Genomic DNA, 15,718 nt, shown 5'->3' with positions numbered 1-15,718 from the left:
TCAGAATCCGGGGCGTTGCCAGCGCGTGAGGCGCTTCTCGATCAGCGCGAAGATCTTGTCGAGCGCGAAGCCGACGGCACCGACCACCACGACGGCGGCCAGCACCACATCGAGCTGGAACAACTGCCGGCCATAGACGATCAGGAAACCGATGCCCTCGCTGGAGGCCAGCAGCTCGACCACGACCAGCGCGAGCCAGGCATGCGTGAAGCCATAGCGCACACCGTTCCAGATCGGCGCAAAGGCCGAAGGCAACACCACCTTGCGCAGCAGTTGCCAGCGCGAGAACCGGAGCACGCGCGCCACCTCGATGTAACGCGTGGGCACGCCCTGGATGCCCTTGTAGGTATTGAGCACCACCGGCACCAGTGCGGCCTTGGCGATGAGAAGGACCTTGAGCGATTCGTCGATGCCGACCAGCAGCATCAACAGCGGCAGCCAACCCAGCACCGGCACCTGGCTGAACGCCTTGAACAACGGATAGGCGTAGTCCTTGAAGATCGGAGACAGCCCCATGGCCACGCCCAGCGCAAAACCTGCGCACAGCCCCAAAGCGAAGCCCGCGAGCACGCGCGTCAGGCTGATCTGCAGGTGCCACCAGATTTCGCCGGTGCTGAACAGATCGACCAGCGTGTTCCAGACCACGGCGGGTGCCGGCAGCACCTGTGGCGCGATCCATTCATAGTGCGCGCCGAGCTGCCACAGCAGCAACACCAGCAGCGGAAAGGGCCAGGCGATCCAGCGCGATGAGGCGACATGCCGTGCCGATGCGCGCAGCCATTGCGCCAGCGAAAGGGCACGCGGTGCATTGCCAGTTGCAAGCTTGACCAGAGGAAGTTCGGCAGAAGGTACGGCCATGGTGCTTTGGGAACAATTGGAGGGCGTGCATCTCCCGGGTTTTGGGCGAGCAGCGATGGGTTGTCGCGGGCGGGCAAACTGCGCCGCCGCATTCAAGGCGCGCTGTCGTCAGCCAGACATCGACGCGCCGAATCCGCTGCCAGTTGCAGGCGGAAAGACAAGCGCGTGAATTGAAGTTCGTGATGCATTGCGATGAAGCCGCATTTTGATTTGCGCACCACGGATTCAGAACGAATCAAACGTCAGTTGCATATAGCCAACTCAACCGATGCACAGATGCATACGGGCACGCATTCAAGGCCTGGTGCGATGGCGCATGCGCGCGTTCCTGGTGAAGTCACCATCGCGCACATCGGTCTTGATGTCGGGGTTCGCGGCAGCCTGCCGGAACATCACGGCTGCGTCACCGCTTGTTGCGCAAGCCCCCATGCGACGTGCTCGCGCACGAGTTCGCTCGCGTGCTCGGCGCGCGTCGCCAGCGCTTCCTTCGCACCGCCCTCGCCCGTCCTCACCGCATTGCCCAACGCCACCGCGATGTTGCGCAGCCACCGCTCGTGTCCGATGCGCCGTATCGGGCTGCCCTCGGTGCGGCGAAGGAACTCGTCTTCGGTCCATGCGAAGAGTTCGGCCAGCGTGCGGCCCGTGAGCCCTTCGCGCGCATCGAAATCGGGCAGCGCGCTCTTCTTCGCGAACTTGTTCCAGGGGCAGATCAGCTGGCAGTCGTCGCAGCCGTAGATGCGGTTGGCCATCAAGGGCCGCAGTTCCTCCGGGATCGGCCCGCCGTGCTCGATGGTGAGGTACGAGATGCAGCGCCGCGCGTCGAGCCGCCGCGGCGCGACGATGGCCTGCGTCGGGCACACGTCGATGCAGGCGCTGCAGCTGCCGCAGTGCGCGGTGACGGGTTCGCTCTCGGGCAGCGCCATGTCGATGTAGATCTCGCCGAGGAAGAACATCGAGCCCGCGTCGCGGTCGAGCACCAGCGTGTGCTTGCCGCGCCAGCCCTGGCCGCTGCGCGAGGCGAGCTCGGCTTCGAGCACGGGCGCCGAATCGGTGAAGGCGCGGTGGCCGAAGGGGCCGACCTCTTCGGCGATCTTCTCGGCCAGTTTCGCGAGGCGATTGCGCAGCACCTTGTGATAGTCGCGGCCCCGCGCATAGACCGACACGATGGCTTCGCCGGGGCGCGCGAGGCGGTCGAACTCGATGGCCTGCCACTCGGGCGGGGTGTCGCGCGGCAGGTAGTCCATGCGCGCGGTGATCACGCTCACGGTGCCCGGCACCAGCTCGGCGGGACGTGCGCGGCGGGTGCCGTGCGTTTCCATGTATTGCATCTCGCCATGGAACCCATGGGCCAGCCATTGCATCAGACCGTCCTCGGCGCTCGATAAATCGACGCCCGCGATTCCGATTTGGGAGAATCCGAGTTCCCGGGCCAAAGCCTGAATACGAACAACGAGTGGATGGCTGACGATCACTTGCCGATTGTAGAAACGCCCAAGGGCACCTCAAGCACCCGCGTCCTGCGCTGGGGCAGCGAAGCCGACACCGACGCCTTCGCGCAATCGCTCGCCGCCTCGCCCGCATTGCGCGATGCCTTCATCGCGCTCGAAGGCGACCTGGGCGCCGGCAAGACCACCTTCGTTCGCCACCTGCTGCGCGCCTTGGGCATCGAGGGCCGCATCAAGAGCCCCACCTATGCGGTGGTCGAGCCGCACGAGGCACCCGACGGCCTGGCCATCTTCCACTTCGACTTCTACCGCTTCGCCGATCCGCGCGAATGGGACGACGCCGGCTTCCGTGACATCTTCGCGGGGTCGGGCCTCAAGCTGGCCGAATGGCCGGAAAACGCCGCGGGCCGCACACCTGTTGCGGACCTCGCTATTAAAATAGAAGCAATGACCGACGACACACGCAGCGTGACCCTCCTCGCGAACACCCCTCGCGGCAGCGATCTGCTGGCGCGCATCGCCGCATGAAGGCGGGTGGACTGAAACGGCGCGTGCTGCTGCAGGGCGGCAGCATCGCGCTGATGCTCGGCGTGCACCAGATCGCGCGCGGCGCCACCATCCTCGCGGTTCGCGTCTGGCCCGCGGCCGACTACACCCGCGTGACCATCGAGTCCGATGCACGGCTCACCTCGCAGCAACTCGTGGTGGGCAGCCCGCCGCGGCTGGCCGTGGACATCGAAGGCATCGAGCTCAACAGCGAACTGCGCGAACTGGTCGGCAAGATCAAGCCGGGCGATCCGTACATCAACGGCCTGCGCGTCGGGCAGAACGCACCGACCGTCGTGCGCATCGTGTTCGACCTGAAGCAGACGGTGCGCCCGCAGGTGTTCTCCCTCGCGCCCGTGGCCGCCTACAAGCACCGGCTGGTGCTCGACCTGTATCCCGAGCAGGCCATCGATCCGATGGAGGCGCTGATTGCCGAGCGGCTGCGCGATGCGCCCAAGCCAGGCACCGGCAGCAACAATGGCTCGGCGGTGGCGGGCATTGCGCCTTCCCCGCCCGCAGCACCAGTGCGCCCCGCGATGCCCGCGGGCGATCCGCTGGGCGATCTCATGGCGCAGCAGTCGATGCGCCCAGGCCCCGCCGCACCTGCGCCGCCCGTCGTGGCGGGCGCTGACCGGCCTTCCGCACCGCCCGTGCTCGTGGCGCCGGCCCCGCTGCCGCCCGTGGTGGGCACCGCGCCGGTGAAGCCCGCGTCGCCGCCCGTCGCGGCCGCACGCGGCGGCGCCACGGCGAGCCGCACCGACCGCATCATCATCGTGGCGCTCGACCCCGGCCACGGCGGCGAGGACCCCGGCGCCACCGGCCCGAGCGGCACGCGCGAGAAAGACATCGTGCTGCAGATCGCCTTTCGCCTGCGCGACCGCATCAACGCGGGCAGCGTCAACGGCAACCCGATGCGCGCCTTTCTCACGCGCGATGCCGACTTCTTCGTGCCGCTGGGCGTGCGCGTTCAGAAGGCGCGGCGCGTGCAGGCCGACCTGTTCGTGAGCATCCACGCCGACGCGTTCACCACGCCCGCCGCGCGCGGCGCCAGCGTGTTCGCGCTGAGCCAGAGCGGCGCATCGAGCAGCGCAGCGCGCTGGCTCGCCAACAAGGAGAACGACGCCGACAAGGTCGGCGGCGTGAACGTCGGCAACCATGAGGCGCAGGTGCAGCGCGCGCTGCTCGACATGAGCACCACCGCGCAGATCAACGACAGCCTGAAGCTCGGTGGCGCGATGCTCGGCGAGATCAAGGGCATCGGTGCGCGGCTGCACAAGGGCCAGGTCGAGCAGGCCGGCTTCGCGGTGCTGAAGGCGCCGGACATTCCGAGCGTGCTGGTGGAGACGGCCTTCATCAGTAACCCCGAGGAAGAAGCCAACCTGCGCCGCGTCGACTACCAGGAGAACCTGGCCGATGCGCTGATGCGCGGCATCCAACGCTACTTCGCCCAGAACCCACCGCTCGCACGCAGCCGCCAGCTCTGATCGCGCACGCGGAGTTTTGTAAAGCTAAAGCACGCCCTTCTGTCCCACGCAGGCCGGCCCATCACACCGCACAGGCAGGCGCGGCAGGCTCCTACACCGGGCGGGTGGGCCTTTTGTCGATGATGAACCATCACTCCTCGAAAGGTGGACATCATGAACACACGTCTCTGGATCGCTGCAACCGCAGCCGCTTCGGTCATGACGATTGCAGGCTGCGCGAGCGGCCCCAACCAGAACCTCGGTACTGGTGTCGGTGCGGTCGGCGGGGCACTGGTGGGCAATGCCATCGGTGGCAATACGGCCAGCACGGTGGGCGGTGCGGCCATCGGTGGCCTCATCGGGAATCAGGTCGGCCGCAGTGCCGACGAGCGGAACTACAACCGCCAGCGCTATCCGCAAGGTAGCGGCTACTACCCCAGCAACGGCCCGAGCTACTGATCGACCGTTCGCATAAAAAAGCGCGTCATCGACGCGCTTTTTCTTTGAGTGAACGGAGAACGGCTCAGGCCTGCGCGGCGGCCCGCGCTTTCTCGGCCTTCGACGCGCGCCACGCACCGAAGATCGCCAGCAGCCCCGGCACGAAGATCAACGCCCAGATGATCTTGTCCAGGTGTTGCCGCACGAACGGCAGGTTGCCGAAGAAGTAGCCGGCCGTCGCGATGCCCAGCACCCAGATCAGCGCGCCCACCACGTTGTACATGGTGAACTTCGCGCGGCTCATTTCCGCGACGCCCGCCACGAACGGTGCGAAGGTGCGGATGAAGGGCATGAAGCGCGCGAGGATGATGGTGATGCCGCCATAGCGCTCGTAGAAGCCATGGGCCTGGTCGAAGGCCTTGCGATTGAAGAAGCGCGAGTTCTCCCACTGGAAGACCTTCGGCCCGAAGTACCGGCCGATCGAATAGTTGGTCTGGTCCCCCAGGATGGCCGCGGCGATCAGGATGCCGCAGGCCAGCGGGAAGTTCATGAGCCCCGCGCCGCACAGCGCGCCGACGATGAAGAGCAGCGAATCGCCCGGCAGGAACGGCATCACCACCGCGCCGGTTTCCACGAAGACGATCAGGAAGAGCAGCGCATAGACCCAGGGCCCGTAGGCGATGACGAAGGCTTCGAGGTGTTTGTCGACGTGAAGGATGAAGTCGACGAGAAAGCTGATGATTTCCATGGCCGCGGATTATCCTTGTTGGCGTCCCGCATCCTTTTCGAATCACCCCATGATCCACATACGTGAAGCCCTCGATGCGGACTGGCCCGCCATCTGGGCCGTGCTCGAGCCGACCTTTCGCTGCGGCGATACCTACACCTTCGCCACCGACGTGACAGAAGACGAGGCGCGCCATGCGTGGACGAAAGTTCCCACTGCCACCTTCATTGCGTGCGACGAGCAGGGCACGGTGCTCGGCACCTACGTCATCAAGCCCAACCAGCCCGGCCAGGGCGCGCATGTGAGCAACTGCGGCTACGTGGTGTCCGAGGCCGCGCGCGGCCTGGGCGTGGCGTCGGCGCTGTGCGAACACTCGCAGCAGCAGGCCCTGCGCATGGGCTTTCTGGCGATGCAGTTCAACTTCGTGGTGTCCACCAACGAGCGCGCGGTGCGGCTCTGGCAGAAGATGGGCTTCGGCATCGTCGGCACCCTGCCCGGCGCGTTCAAGCATCCGCAGCACGGCTTCGTGGATGCCTTCGTCATGTACAAGCGGTTGCAATAAAAACCAAACCGTCGACCACGTGGGTCCCGCGCTGAAAGGGTTCTTCCGGCCAAACCGAGCCAGGATTGTTTGCACTTCTAAAATGCCCCGGTGAGCGCACTACCCTCTTCCATTTCCCCCTCCCCACGCCGCCCGATCCGCGAGCTCCCCGACGAGCTGATCAGCCAGATCGCCGCCGGCGAAGTGGTCGAGCGGCCGGCCTCGGTGGTGCGCGAACTGCTGGACAACGCACTCGATGCGGGTGCCAGCCAGGTCACGGTGCGGCTCGCCTCGGGCGGCGTGCGGCTGATCTCGGTGGAAGACGACGGTCTCGGCATTCCGCGCGAAGAACTCACGGTGGCGCTGCGCCGCCATGCCACCAGCAAGATCGCGAGCCTGGACGACCTGGAGACGGTCGGCACCATGGGCTTTCGCGGCGAAGCGCTCGCGGCCATCAACGCGATTGCCGAGCTCAGCATTCTTTCGCGCTTCACCGGCGCCGACAGTGCCTTTGCGCTCGATGGCCGCACGGGCGAACTGCGGCCGGTGGCCCGCTCTGTCGGCACCACGGTCGAAGTGCGCGAGCTGTTCTTCGCGACCCCCGCGCGCCGCAAATTCCTGAAGACGGACGCCACCGAGCTGGCCCATTGCATCGAGGCCGTGCGCCGTCATGCGCTGGCGCGGCCCGAGGTCGGCTTCTCGGTGTGGCACGACGGCAAACTGGTCGAGCAATGGCGCGCCGCCGAAGCACGCGAGCAGCGGCTGGCCGATGCGCTCAGCGACGACTTCGTGGCGAAGAGCGTGGCCGTTGAGCATGTCGGCGGCGTGGTGCGCGTGGTCGGCCGTGCCGGCATTCCCGATGCGGCGCGCTCGCGCGGCGACCAGCAGTTCTTCTACGTCAACGGCCGCTTCGTGCGCGACAAGGTGCTCTCGCACGCGGTGCGCAGCGCCTATGAAGACGTGCTGCACGGCCAGCGCCAGCCGATCTATGCGCTGTACCTGGAAATCGATCCGTCGCGTGTCGACGTGAACGTGCATCCGACCAAGATCGAGGTGCGCTTTCGCGATGGCCGCGAAGTGCACCAGGCGGTGCGCCACGCCATCGAAGACGCACTGGCCGCGCCGCGCGCCGGGGACGCCGAGGCGCCCTCCGGTCCGCCGCAGCCCTTCTTCAAGGAAACCGCGCTGCCCGAGAGCGCGAGCTGGTCGCAGCCGGCCATGAACTTCGTGGCACGGGAGCGCGGCGCCGGCGATTTCGAGGCGATGTGGCCGCGCCGCACTGACGAGCTCGGGCACGCGCCCGATTCCACGCCCTCGCACTGGCCCCTGACGGGCACGGCGCCGATGACGTTCCGGGCGCCCGTGGGGCTGCCTGCGAGCCCCGAAGAAGATCCCACCGCCGCTGCAACCAACGAGGAAGCCTGGCCCCTCGGCCGCGCGCTGGCCCAGCTGCAGGGCATCTACATCCTGGCCGAGAACACCCAGGGCCTGGTGGTGGTCGACATGCATGCGGCGCACGAGCGCATCGTCTACGAGCGGCTCAAGACGCAGCTCGACGGCGCCGCCATCACCAGCCAGCCGCTGCTGATTCCGGCCACCTTCGCGGCCACGCCGCAGGAGGTGGCCACGGCCGAAGCCTGCGCCGAGGTGCTGCCCACGCTGGGGCTGGAGATCACCGCCTTCTCGGCACGCACGCTCGCGGTGCGCGCCGTGCCCGGCACGCTGGCCGATGGCGACCCGGTCGAGCTGGCGCGCAGCGTGCTGGCCGAACTGGGCCAGCACGACGCCAGCACCGTGGTGCAGCGCGCCCAGAACGAATTGCTCTCCACCATGGCCTGCCACGGCGCCGTGCGGGCCAACCGCAAGCTCACCATCGACGAGATGAACGCGCTGTTGCGCCAGATGGAAGCGACCGAGCGTTCGGACCAGTGCAACCACGGCCGGCCGACCTGGCGGCAACTGTCGATCCGCGAGCTCGACACGTTGTTCATGCGCGGCCGATAGACGCCGAGCTTCTTCCGTCAGGATTTCCCCTCGTCGGCGCCACCGCCGGCCACGCCGATGTGCCGCAACATGACCGCGGCCAATACAGCCAGGATCGCGATGCCGACGGCGCTCGTGGCTGCAGCCACCTGGAGTCCCGCCATGAAAGCGGCTTGCGCCTGCTCCAGCACGCCAGCGGGCAGATTCAGCGAGACCGACCGGGCACCGGCGAGGCTGTCCGATACCGCGCGTTGAATCTCCGGAGCTCCCAGGCCGCCGGCTGCATCGACCATCCGGGTGCGATAGACGGCGGTCGTCAGGCTGCCCAGCGTGGCGATGCCCACGGCGAGGCCGAGTTCCTGCACCGTTTCGGACAGGGCCGAAGCCGATCCCGCCTTCTCGGCAGGTGCCGCACCCACCACCAGGTCCGTCCCGAGCGCGGCGATGGTGCCCAGGCCGAGGTACACCAGCGAGAACGATGCGGTCACCAGGGCAATGCCATGCTCGTGCGGTGCTTGGTCAAGCCGCGCCAGCATCAGGTAGCCCACGGCCGACAGCCCCAGCGCACCCGCCATCACATGGCCCGGCCGGATTCGCCTCGCAAGCAGGGGCGCCGTGATGCCGGCCGCGAGCATGGCGAGTGCCGGTGGCCCCATCCACAGCCCGGCCGCCAGCGGCGACAACCCCGCCACCAATTGCAGGTACTGGGTCACCAGCAGCATCGTTCCGCCGACGCCGACCAGGCCCACCAGGAGCACCACCAGCGCGACGCTGAATGCCCGGTGCGAGAACAGGCCGAGGTCGATCAGCGGGTTGCTCAACCGGCGTTGTCGCCGAACGAACAACAGCATGAAGACAACCCCGCCCGCGACAGCCAACGCGGCGCCAACGCCGATGCCGTCCTTGGCGATCTGCTTGATGCCGTAGACGATCGGCAGCAACGCCAGCAGCGACAGCGCGACGCTGGCCAGATCCAGCCGGCCCTGCTGCGGCGCGCGGTACTCCGGCAGGAGGAACGGCGCGGCCATCAGCAGGAGCCCGACCACCGGCAGCGCAACGAGAAACGCCGAGCCCCAGCCGTGATGCGCCAGCAGGACGCCGCCCACCACGGGCCCGGCCGCCATGCCCAGCGCGAACATGGTCGCCCACACCCCGATGGCCAGCGCGCGCTGGTGGGGATGGAGAAACATGTTGCTGATCAGCGCCAGGGTCGAGGGCATCAGCGTCGCGCCCGCCACGCCCAGCACGGCGCGCGCGGCGATCAACTGGGAAGCGCTGCTCGCACAGGCCGCCATCACCGACGCCACCCCGAAAGCGGTGGCGCCCAGCATGAGCAGCTTGCGTCGGCCGATGCGGTCCCCCAGCGTTCCCATCGTGACGAGGAAGCCGGCAATCATGAAACCGTAGGCATCGACGATCCAGAGCGCCTCTGCACTGGTCGGGCGCAGGTCCATCGCCAGCGCGGGCAAGGCCAGATGCAGCAGCGTCAGGTCGAGCCCGAGCAGGATGGTCGGCAGCGCCAGCAGGGCCAGGCCGGTCCACTCGCGGGCGCCTGCGCGTGCATCGGCCCGATGGCTGGGGCGCGGCTGGCGCCTTTCGGGCATGGGAGATGAATCGCAAAGTGATGTCAAAAGTGGCCTCCGGCTTCGCTCGGGTGGTGGCGGAAGCCCCATCTTCAGGACAACATCATCCAATTACAATTTAAGTGTTTATCCTATTACTGGAGACAACAGCCTTGATCGAAAGAAGCCTCGACCGCACCAAGAACGACCTGTCGGAGTTCCTGACCCGGCGCCGCACGAAACTGACGCCCGCCGATGTCGGCCTGCCCTCTCGCGGGCGGCGCCGCACGCCGGGCCTGCGCAGGGAAGAAGTCGCGGCAATGGCTGGCGTGGGGCTCACCTGGTACACCTGGTTCGAGCAGGGACGGGACATCCAGGTGTCGGAGAAATTCCTGCTGGGCGTGGCGCACGCCCTCAAGCTGGACGATGCCGATTGCAGCCACCTGTTTCTCCTGGCCCACAAGCGTCCGCCGCCACCGGAAGCGCACCAATGGGTGTCGGTCACGCCGCTCGTGCAGCAGCTGATGGACGACCTGGCGAACCGGCCCGCCTACGTGTGCAACCTGCGCTGGGACGTCGTGGCCTGGAACGCGGCCGCCGATGCGCTGTTCGGCTTCGGCGCACGGGAAAGGGAGCTGCGCAACATCCTGCGGATGGTGTTTGCCGACCCCGAACTGCGACGGCGCCTGCCCGCCTGGCATGACGATGCGCCCCGGCTGCTCGCGCAGTTCCGCTACGACTTCGCCGTGGCGCCGGACGATCCGCCCATGCTGGGCTTGGTCGCGGACCTGAAGGGCCTGTCGGCCGACTTCCGGCGCTGGTGGGAGACCCGGGACAGCGCGGAGGCCCGGCGCGGCATCGGATCCGTGCTCGCGGCCGAAACCGGGCCCGGGCGCGGGCGGCTGGATTTCCGCCACGAGACGCTGGTGGTGGACGAACACCGGCATCTCCGGATGGTGGTGTATTTCGCGGAACCGGCCGCCGCCGGCTGAATATCGCCGGGCGGACAGGGGCAGAGAGGCGCCGGCAGCGCCCTTTTGAGGGTTTTCGAGGATTCCGCGGGGTCATCCACAGAGCGGGCACGCACGTTGCATGGTCTCGTGCAAAGCGCCGGTGAGCGCCGCACAGGGGGAGGCTGATACGCGATGCCGATGCGTTTCAGAAAGCAAGCGCATGAAACTTTCGGCCGACTTCACTGTCCCTCAACCCCATGATGAAACGCTGGACCCTCCTCGCGTCTGTCCTCTCGCTGTGCGCCCTGCTCGCCGCCGGTTGCTCCACGCTCGACGAACAACAGCGCGAATGGATCTTCCAACCCAGCGACCGCAGCTGGGGCAACACCGCCACCATGACCGAAGGGATGCAGGACGTCTGGATCGATTTCCAGTCCTCCATCAGCGGCGAGCCCGCGCGCCTGCACGGCCTGTGGCTGGGCGGCGCGCCCGAGACCACCGACACGCCCGTGCTGCTGTACCTGCACGGCGCCCGCTACAACGTGGCCGGATCGGCGCCGCGCATCCAGCGCATGCACGAGCTGGGCTTCTCGGTGCTGGCCATCGACTACCGCGGCTTCGGCAAGAGCTCCAAGGGCCTGCCTTCGGAGGAATCGGCGCGCGAGGACGCCCGCGCCGCCTGGACCTGGCTGGCCGCGCGCCATCCGAAACAGCATCGCTACATCTTCGGACACTCGCTGGGCGGCGCCATCGGCATCGACCTGGCGGCCCATGTGAACGACGAGAGCGGCACCATCGTCGAGAGCACCTTCACCTCCATCGCCGACGTGGTGAGCAGCTTCAAGTGGGGCTGGCTGCCTTTCGGCCCCTTCATCACGCAGCGCTTCGAGGCCATCAATACCGTCAAGGACATCGGCGCGCCGCTGCTCGTGGTGCATGGCACTGCCGACAGCCTGATCAACCCCACGCTGGGCCGCAAGCTCTATGACGCGGCCACGGTGCCCAAGCTGTTCGTGCTGGTCGAGGGCGGCTCGCACCACAACACCAACTCAGTCGGCGAGACGCAGTACCGCGCGGCGCTGACGCAGCTGTTCCGCATGAAGCCCGACAGCATGATGGCGCGCAGCCAGCCGAAGCTGTCGCCGCCCGCGGTGGCGCCGCAGGACGTGCGCGGCGAGGCGCGCGCGAGCAGCGTGCCCGCAGCGATCTAGAGACGGTTTTCCAAAGCCTCGGCGAGCCCCGGTCCTGCGCGTCAGCCGCGCAGAACCACGCCGGGTTCAATGGGGCCCTTGTCCGCAGACAGGGCCTGCGTGATCTCTTCGAGCGTCTGGCGCCAATCCCCCTTGAAAGGGATGACGGTGCCGCGGAACGCATCGGCGTTGGCCCAGTCCGGGCGATCGTCGATCAGAAAATCCCCGGCGGCCCCGACGCAGCCCTTGTCGGGAGACAGGATCACCCTGTCTGCGAGGCTCGGGAGATGGCGCCTGACCCACAGGAGCTTTTCGGTCGCGGAGTAAGGGTTGCCCGATGGCAGCTTGCTCAGGACCCAGGTGTGCAGCCCCACCCGCGAGAGCGAGTCCACCGCTTCGATCGCGCCCTCGATGGGATCGAGCTGGTAGTACGCCCCCGCCAGCTTCTTGTAGATCGCCGGTTCGTGCCCATGGCGCCTGTAACTGGCCTCGAAGTCGGCAAGCGTGCCATCGAGATCGATATAGACGCGGGGTCCTGCTGGATATTTTCGAATGCCCATGGATGGAATGTCGGCGACGTTGAGGCTTTGAGAAAAGTGCCGGAAGGCACCACCTGATTCACGCCGAATCAGTGTACGCAAGTGGCTTCCGGCATTTCGGGCCCGCGGCCATGGCCGCGGACCTCGTCCACACGCATCAACGCATCAAGCCAGGTTGAACGGCAACTGCCGCAAGGGCTTGCCCGTGATCTGCGCCACCGCATTGGCGAACGCAGGCGCCAGCGGCGGCAGCCCCGGCTCCCCCATCCCCTTGGGCGCATCGGCGCTGGGCACGATGTGGATATCGAACTCCGGCACCTGCGTGATGCGGGCCACCGTGAAATCGCCGAAGTTGCCCTGCTGCACCACGCCGTCCTTCAACGTGATCGCGCTGCCTTGCAGGCAGGTCGACAGCCCCATCACCGCCGCACCCTGCACCTGCGCTTCCACGCTGCGCGGGTTGACGGCCAGGTTGCAATGCACGCCGCTGGTCACACGGTGCAAGACCGGCTGGCCATCCTTCACCGAGGCCTCCACCACATAGGCCACCACCGACTCGAAGGACTCGTGCACGGCCACGCCCCAGGCGCGGCCGTCCGCCAGCTTCTTCTTGCCGTAGCCGCTCTTGTCCACGGCCAGCTGCAACGCGGCGCGATGGCGCGGGTGCTTGTCGCCGAAGAGCTGCATGCGGTAGGCCACCGGGTCCTGCTTCGTGCTGCGGGCGATCTCGTCGATCAGCGTCTCCATCACGAAGGCGGTGTGGGTGGAGCCCACGCTGCGCCACCACAGCACCGGCACGTTGACCTGCGGGTGGTGCACCGTGAGGCGCATCGGCACGGGGTACGGATCGCGCATGCCCTCCACCGCCGTGGCATCGATGCCGTCCTTCACCATCATGCCGGCGAACACCGTGCCCGCGGTGATCGACTGGCCCACGATGACGTGGTCCCACGCGAGGATCTTGCCGCGCTCGTCGAAGCCGATGCTTGCGCGGTGCAGGTGCATCGGGCGGTAGTAGCCGCCCTTCATGTCGTCCTCGCGGCTCCACAAGAGGCGCACGGGCGCATCGAGCCCGGCGGCGCGCGCGGCCTTGGCGATTTCGCAGGCCTCGACCACGAAGTCGCTCGAGCCGACGAAGCGCCGACCGAAGCCGCCGCCCGCCATCTGCACGTTCACCTTCACTTGCTCGGGCTTGAGCTTCAGCGTGCGCGCCGCGGCCTGGCCGTCGAGGTCGGCGGACTGGGTGCCGACCCACAGCTCGGCGCGTCCGTCCGACAGCTTCACGGTGCAGTTCAGCGGCTCCATCGGCGCATGCGCGAGGTACGGGAACACGAACTCGGCCTCGAGCTTGCGCGGCGCATTGGTCAGCGGTGCCATGTCGGCGTCGAACTTGCGGTTGCCGGGGCGGCCGGCCAGCTCGCGGTACTGGGCCAGTTGCTTGTCGCTGTCGACCTTTTCCACGGCGGACGTGTTCCACTCCAGCTTCAGCGCGTCGCGCCCCAGCTTGGCCGGCCAGTAGCCGTCGGCCACCACCGCCACGCCTTCGGCGCCGCGGTCCAGCGGAATGCGCACCACGGCCTTCACGCCCTTGACGGCGCGCGCCGCGCTGTCGTCGACCGAGGACAGGCGTGCGCCGAACACCGGTGGGTGCGCGACCACGGCCGTCAACTGGCCGGGTTGCTTCACGTCGATGCCGAAGTCCTGGCGTCCGCTGCTCTTCGCACGCGCGTCCAGGCGCGTGGTCGCGCGGCCGATGATGCGGAAGTTCTTCGGGTCTTTCAGCACGACCTTCTCGGGCACCGGCAGGGCCATGGCCGCTTCGGCCAGCTCGCCGTAGCTCAGCTTGCGGCCACCGGGGCCGATCACCGTGCCGGCCTGTGTGCGCAGCGTAGTCACGTCGACCTTCCAGCGCGCCGCCGCGGCAGACAGCAACATCGCCCGTGCGCGCGCGCCCAGTTCGCGGTACTGCGTGAAGCTGTTCTTGATCGTGTTGGAGCCGCCGGTCAGGTGAATGCCGAAGAGCGGGTCGGCATACGCGGCATCGTTGGTGCCGCTGCGGCTGCGCACCAGAGCCCAGTCGGCGTCCAGCTCCTCGGCCAGGATCATCGGCAGGCCGGTCTGCACGCCCTGGCCGAACTCGAGGCGGTTGATGGTCACCATGACTTCGCCGTTGGGCGCGATCTGCACGAAGGCCGAAGGCTGCTGCGTCGGCTTCAAGCCGCCGGCCGCCTGCTTCGCGCCGTCGGCCTGCGCCATGGCCAGATGAGGAAAGGCGCCGAGCACGAGGCCACCGGCGCCGGCCATCTTCAGGAAGCTGCGGCGGGGCAGCGTGGCGGCTTCGTCAGTGGAGGGTTGGGTCATCAGACGCTGCAGCGCACGCGGCAGGTCGTTGTAGTCGATGTTGGGCAGCATGGTGGCGGCTCCTCAGGCAAGGTTGCGGGCCGCATCGGCCACGGCGGCGCGAATGCGCACATAGGTGCCACATCGGCAGATGTTGCCGGCCATGGCCGAATCGATCTCGTCCACGCTGGGCTGCTTGCCCTTGGGCAGCGACTTCAGGAACGCGGTCGCGCTCATGATCTGGCCGCTCTGGCAGTAGCCGCACTGCGCGACGTCGTGCTTGACCCACGCGGCGTGCACGGATGCGCCGACGGGGTCGCTGCCATCGGTGGTGGCTTCGATCGTGGTGATCTTCTTGCCCTCTGCGGCGGAGATCGGCGTGATGCACGAACGGATCGCCTGGCCATCGAGGTGCACGGTGCAGGCGCCGCACAGCGCGGCGCCGCAGCCGAACTTGGTGCCGGTCATGCCCAGCGTGTCGCGCAGGGCCCAGAGGATGGGGGTGCCGGGATCGGCATCGACCGTGTGGTCACGGCCATTGACGTGGAGCGCAGTCATGTTCTTTTTCTCCGTGGGTGGTGGTTGGGTGGAATCTGTTTACTTGGCGCCGTCGAGCAGCCACTGCGCGAGCGCCTGCAGGTCGGCATCGGGGACCTGGGCCTGCGGCGGCATCGGCATCGGGCCCCATTTGCCAGAGCTGCCGGCCTTGATGCTGGCGGCGAGTTGCGCTGCAGTGCCCTTGCCGTCGCCATACTTCGCGCCGATGTCCTTCCACGACGGGCCCACCACCTTGGTGGCGGGCTGGTGGCATGCGACGCACGAATACTTCTGCGCCAGTGCCAGGCTCGCGCTGGCGTGCAGGGGCCACATGGCACCAGCGCCAAGGCCCAGGACCATGGCCAGGGAGGCGACGAGAGCGCGCGGCTGGTTTCGCGGGGAGTCGGTCGTTTCTGTTTTCATCGTGGTTTCGTGGGAAAGAGAGTTGTCTGAATCGACGGATGGCTCTCGGCGCATGACACCGCATGCAGGCCGGCACATCGCGGATCAGTGTCGAGCGAAGACCCACTCGCCGTTTGCCCAATCCGCGCGTGTTCTTGCCTGAAACAACGAGACTGCGCCGTAAACGCGTGGCA

General features: G+C 67.6%; 15 protein-coding genes. 7 read left to right on the top strand and 8 right to left on the bottom strand.

Annotated elements, in window-relative coordinates:
• Positions 1-858 (bottom strand): ABC transporter permease, encoded by an 858-nt coding sequence (locus NU688_RS13205; RefSeq protein ID WP_257861078.1) that lies wholly within the window; start codon positions 856-858, stop codon positions 1-3.
• Between the two features lie 392 nt (positions 859-1,250).
• The gene (gene queG, locus NU688_RS13200) at positions 1,251-2,330 is read right to left on the bottom strand and encodes a tRNA epoxyqueuosine(34) reductase QueG (protein WP_257861077.1); all 1,080 of its coding nucleotides are present in this window, start codon (positions 2,328-2,330) and stop codon (positions 1,251-1,253) included.
• Here queG and tsaE point away from each other — a divergent pair.
• From tsaE to NU688_RS13185, 3 genes are all read left to right on the top strand, one after another.
• On the top strand, positions 2,316-2,831 hold the full coding sequence (gene tsaE, locus NU688_RS13195) for a tRNA (adenosine(37)-N6)-threonylcarbamoyltransferase complex ATPase subunit type 1 TsaE (protein WP_257861076.1): 516 nt from the start codon (positions 2,316-2,318) through the stop codon (positions 2,829-2,831). The two genes, queG and tsaE, sit on opposite strands and share 15 nt — an antisense overlap.
• Positions 2,828-4,333 carry an N-acetylmuramoyl-L-alanine amidase gene (locus NU688_RS13190; protein WP_257861074.1) on the top strand — a complete coding sequence of 502 codons (1,506 nt, stop codon included), beginning with the start codon at positions 2,828-2,830 and terminating at the stop codon, positions 4,331-4,333. Before tsaE ends, NU688_RS13190 begins: the two co-directional genes overlap by 4 nt.
• A gap of 153 nt (positions 4,334-4,486) precedes the next feature.
• The gene (locus tag NU688_RS13185; RefSeq protein WP_257861072.1) at positions 4,487-4,771 is read left to right on the top strand and encodes a glycine zipper domain-containing protein; all 285 of its coding nucleotides are present in this window, start codon (positions 4,487-4,489) and stop codon (positions 4,769-4,771) included.
• 64 nt (positions 4,772-4,835) lie between these two features.
• Here NU688_RS13185 and NU688_RS13180 read toward each other — a convergent pair whose 3' ends face one another.
• Entirely contained in the window at positions 4,836-5,498 is a 663-nt protein-coding gene (locus NU688_RS13180) for a DedA family protein (protein ID WP_257861071.1), read from the bottom strand.
• A gap of 49 nt (positions 5,499-5,547) precedes the next feature.
• On the opposite strand from NU688_RS13180, the gene NU688_RS13175 reads away from it, so the two are divergent.
• Both NU688_RS13175 and mutL read left to right on the top strand, forming a co-directional pair.
• The gene (locus tag NU688_RS13175; RefSeq protein ID WP_257861070.1) at positions 5,548-6,039 is read left to right on the top strand and encodes a GNAT family N-acetyltransferase; all 492 of its coding nucleotides are present in this window, start codon (positions 5,548-5,550) and stop codon (positions 6,037-6,039) included.
• Positions 6,040-6,129: 90 nt separating this feature from the next.
• Positions 6,130-8,022 (top strand): DNA mismatch repair endonuclease MutL, encoded by a 1,893-nt coding sequence (mutL, locus tag NU688_RS13170; RefSeq protein ID WP_257861069.1) that lies wholly within the window; start codon positions 6,130-6,132, stop codon positions 8,020-8,022.
• A 17-nt stretch (positions 8,023-8,039) separates the two neighbouring features.
• Here the strand turns inward: mutL and NU688_RS13165 are convergent, their stop codons facing one another.
• Positions 8,040-9,605 (bottom strand): MFS transporter, encoded by a 1,566-nt coding sequence (locus tag NU688_RS13165; protein ID WP_257861068.1) that lies wholly within the window; start codon positions 9,603-9,605, stop codon positions 8,040-8,042.
• A gap of 131 nt (positions 9,606-9,736) precedes the next feature.
• On the opposite strand from NU688_RS13165, the gene NU688_RS13160 reads away from it, so the two are divergent.
• Entirely contained in the window at positions 9,737-10,555 is an 819-nt protein-coding gene (locus NU688_RS13160; protein WP_257861067.1) for a helix-turn-helix transcriptional regulator, read from the top strand.
• Positions 10,556-10,776: 221 nt separating this feature from the next.
• A complete protein-coding gene (locus tag NU688_RS13155; RefSeq protein WP_257861207.1) occupies positions 10,777-11,727 on the top strand; it encodes an alpha/beta hydrolase in 951 nt (316 codons plus the stop codon).
• Positions 11,728-11,768: 41 nt separating this feature from the next.
• On the opposite strand, the gene NU688_RS13150 is transcribed toward NU688_RS13155, so the two are convergent.
• The 4 genes from NU688_RS13150 to NU688_RS13135 form a co-directional block, all read right to left on the bottom strand.
• Entirely contained in the window at positions 11,769-12,347 is a 579-nt protein-coding gene (locus NU688_RS13150; protein ID WP_257861066.1) for a hypothetical protein, read from the bottom strand.
• Between the two features lie 63 nt (positions 12,348-12,410).
• A complete protein-coding gene (locus NU688_RS13145) occupies positions 12,411-14,657 on the bottom strand; it encodes a xanthine dehydrogenase family protein molybdopterin-binding subunit (protein WP_257861065.1) in 2,247 nt (748 codons plus the stop codon).
• A 12-nt stretch (positions 14,658-14,669) separates the two neighbouring features.
• The gene (locus tag NU688_RS13140) at positions 14,670-15,143 is read right to left on the bottom strand and encodes a (2Fe-2S)-binding protein (protein ID WP_257861064.1); all 474 of its coding nucleotides are present in this window, start codon (positions 15,141-15,143) and stop codon (positions 14,670-14,672) included.
• Between the two features lie 39 nt (positions 15,144-15,182).
• Entirely contained in the window at positions 15,183-15,545 is a 363-nt protein-coding gene (locus NU688_RS13135; RefSeq protein ID WP_257861063.1) for a c-type cytochrome, read from the bottom strand.
• Positions 15,546-15,718: the final 173 nt, after the last annotated feature.

It is taken from the genome of Variovorax sp. ZS18.2.2 (genome assembly GCF_024701975.1).
GTDB lineage: Bacteria > Pseudomonadota > Gammaproteobacteria > Burkholderiales > Burkholderiaceae_C > Variovorax.
This window is presented reverse-complemented; position numbering and strand designations above follow the sequence as displayed.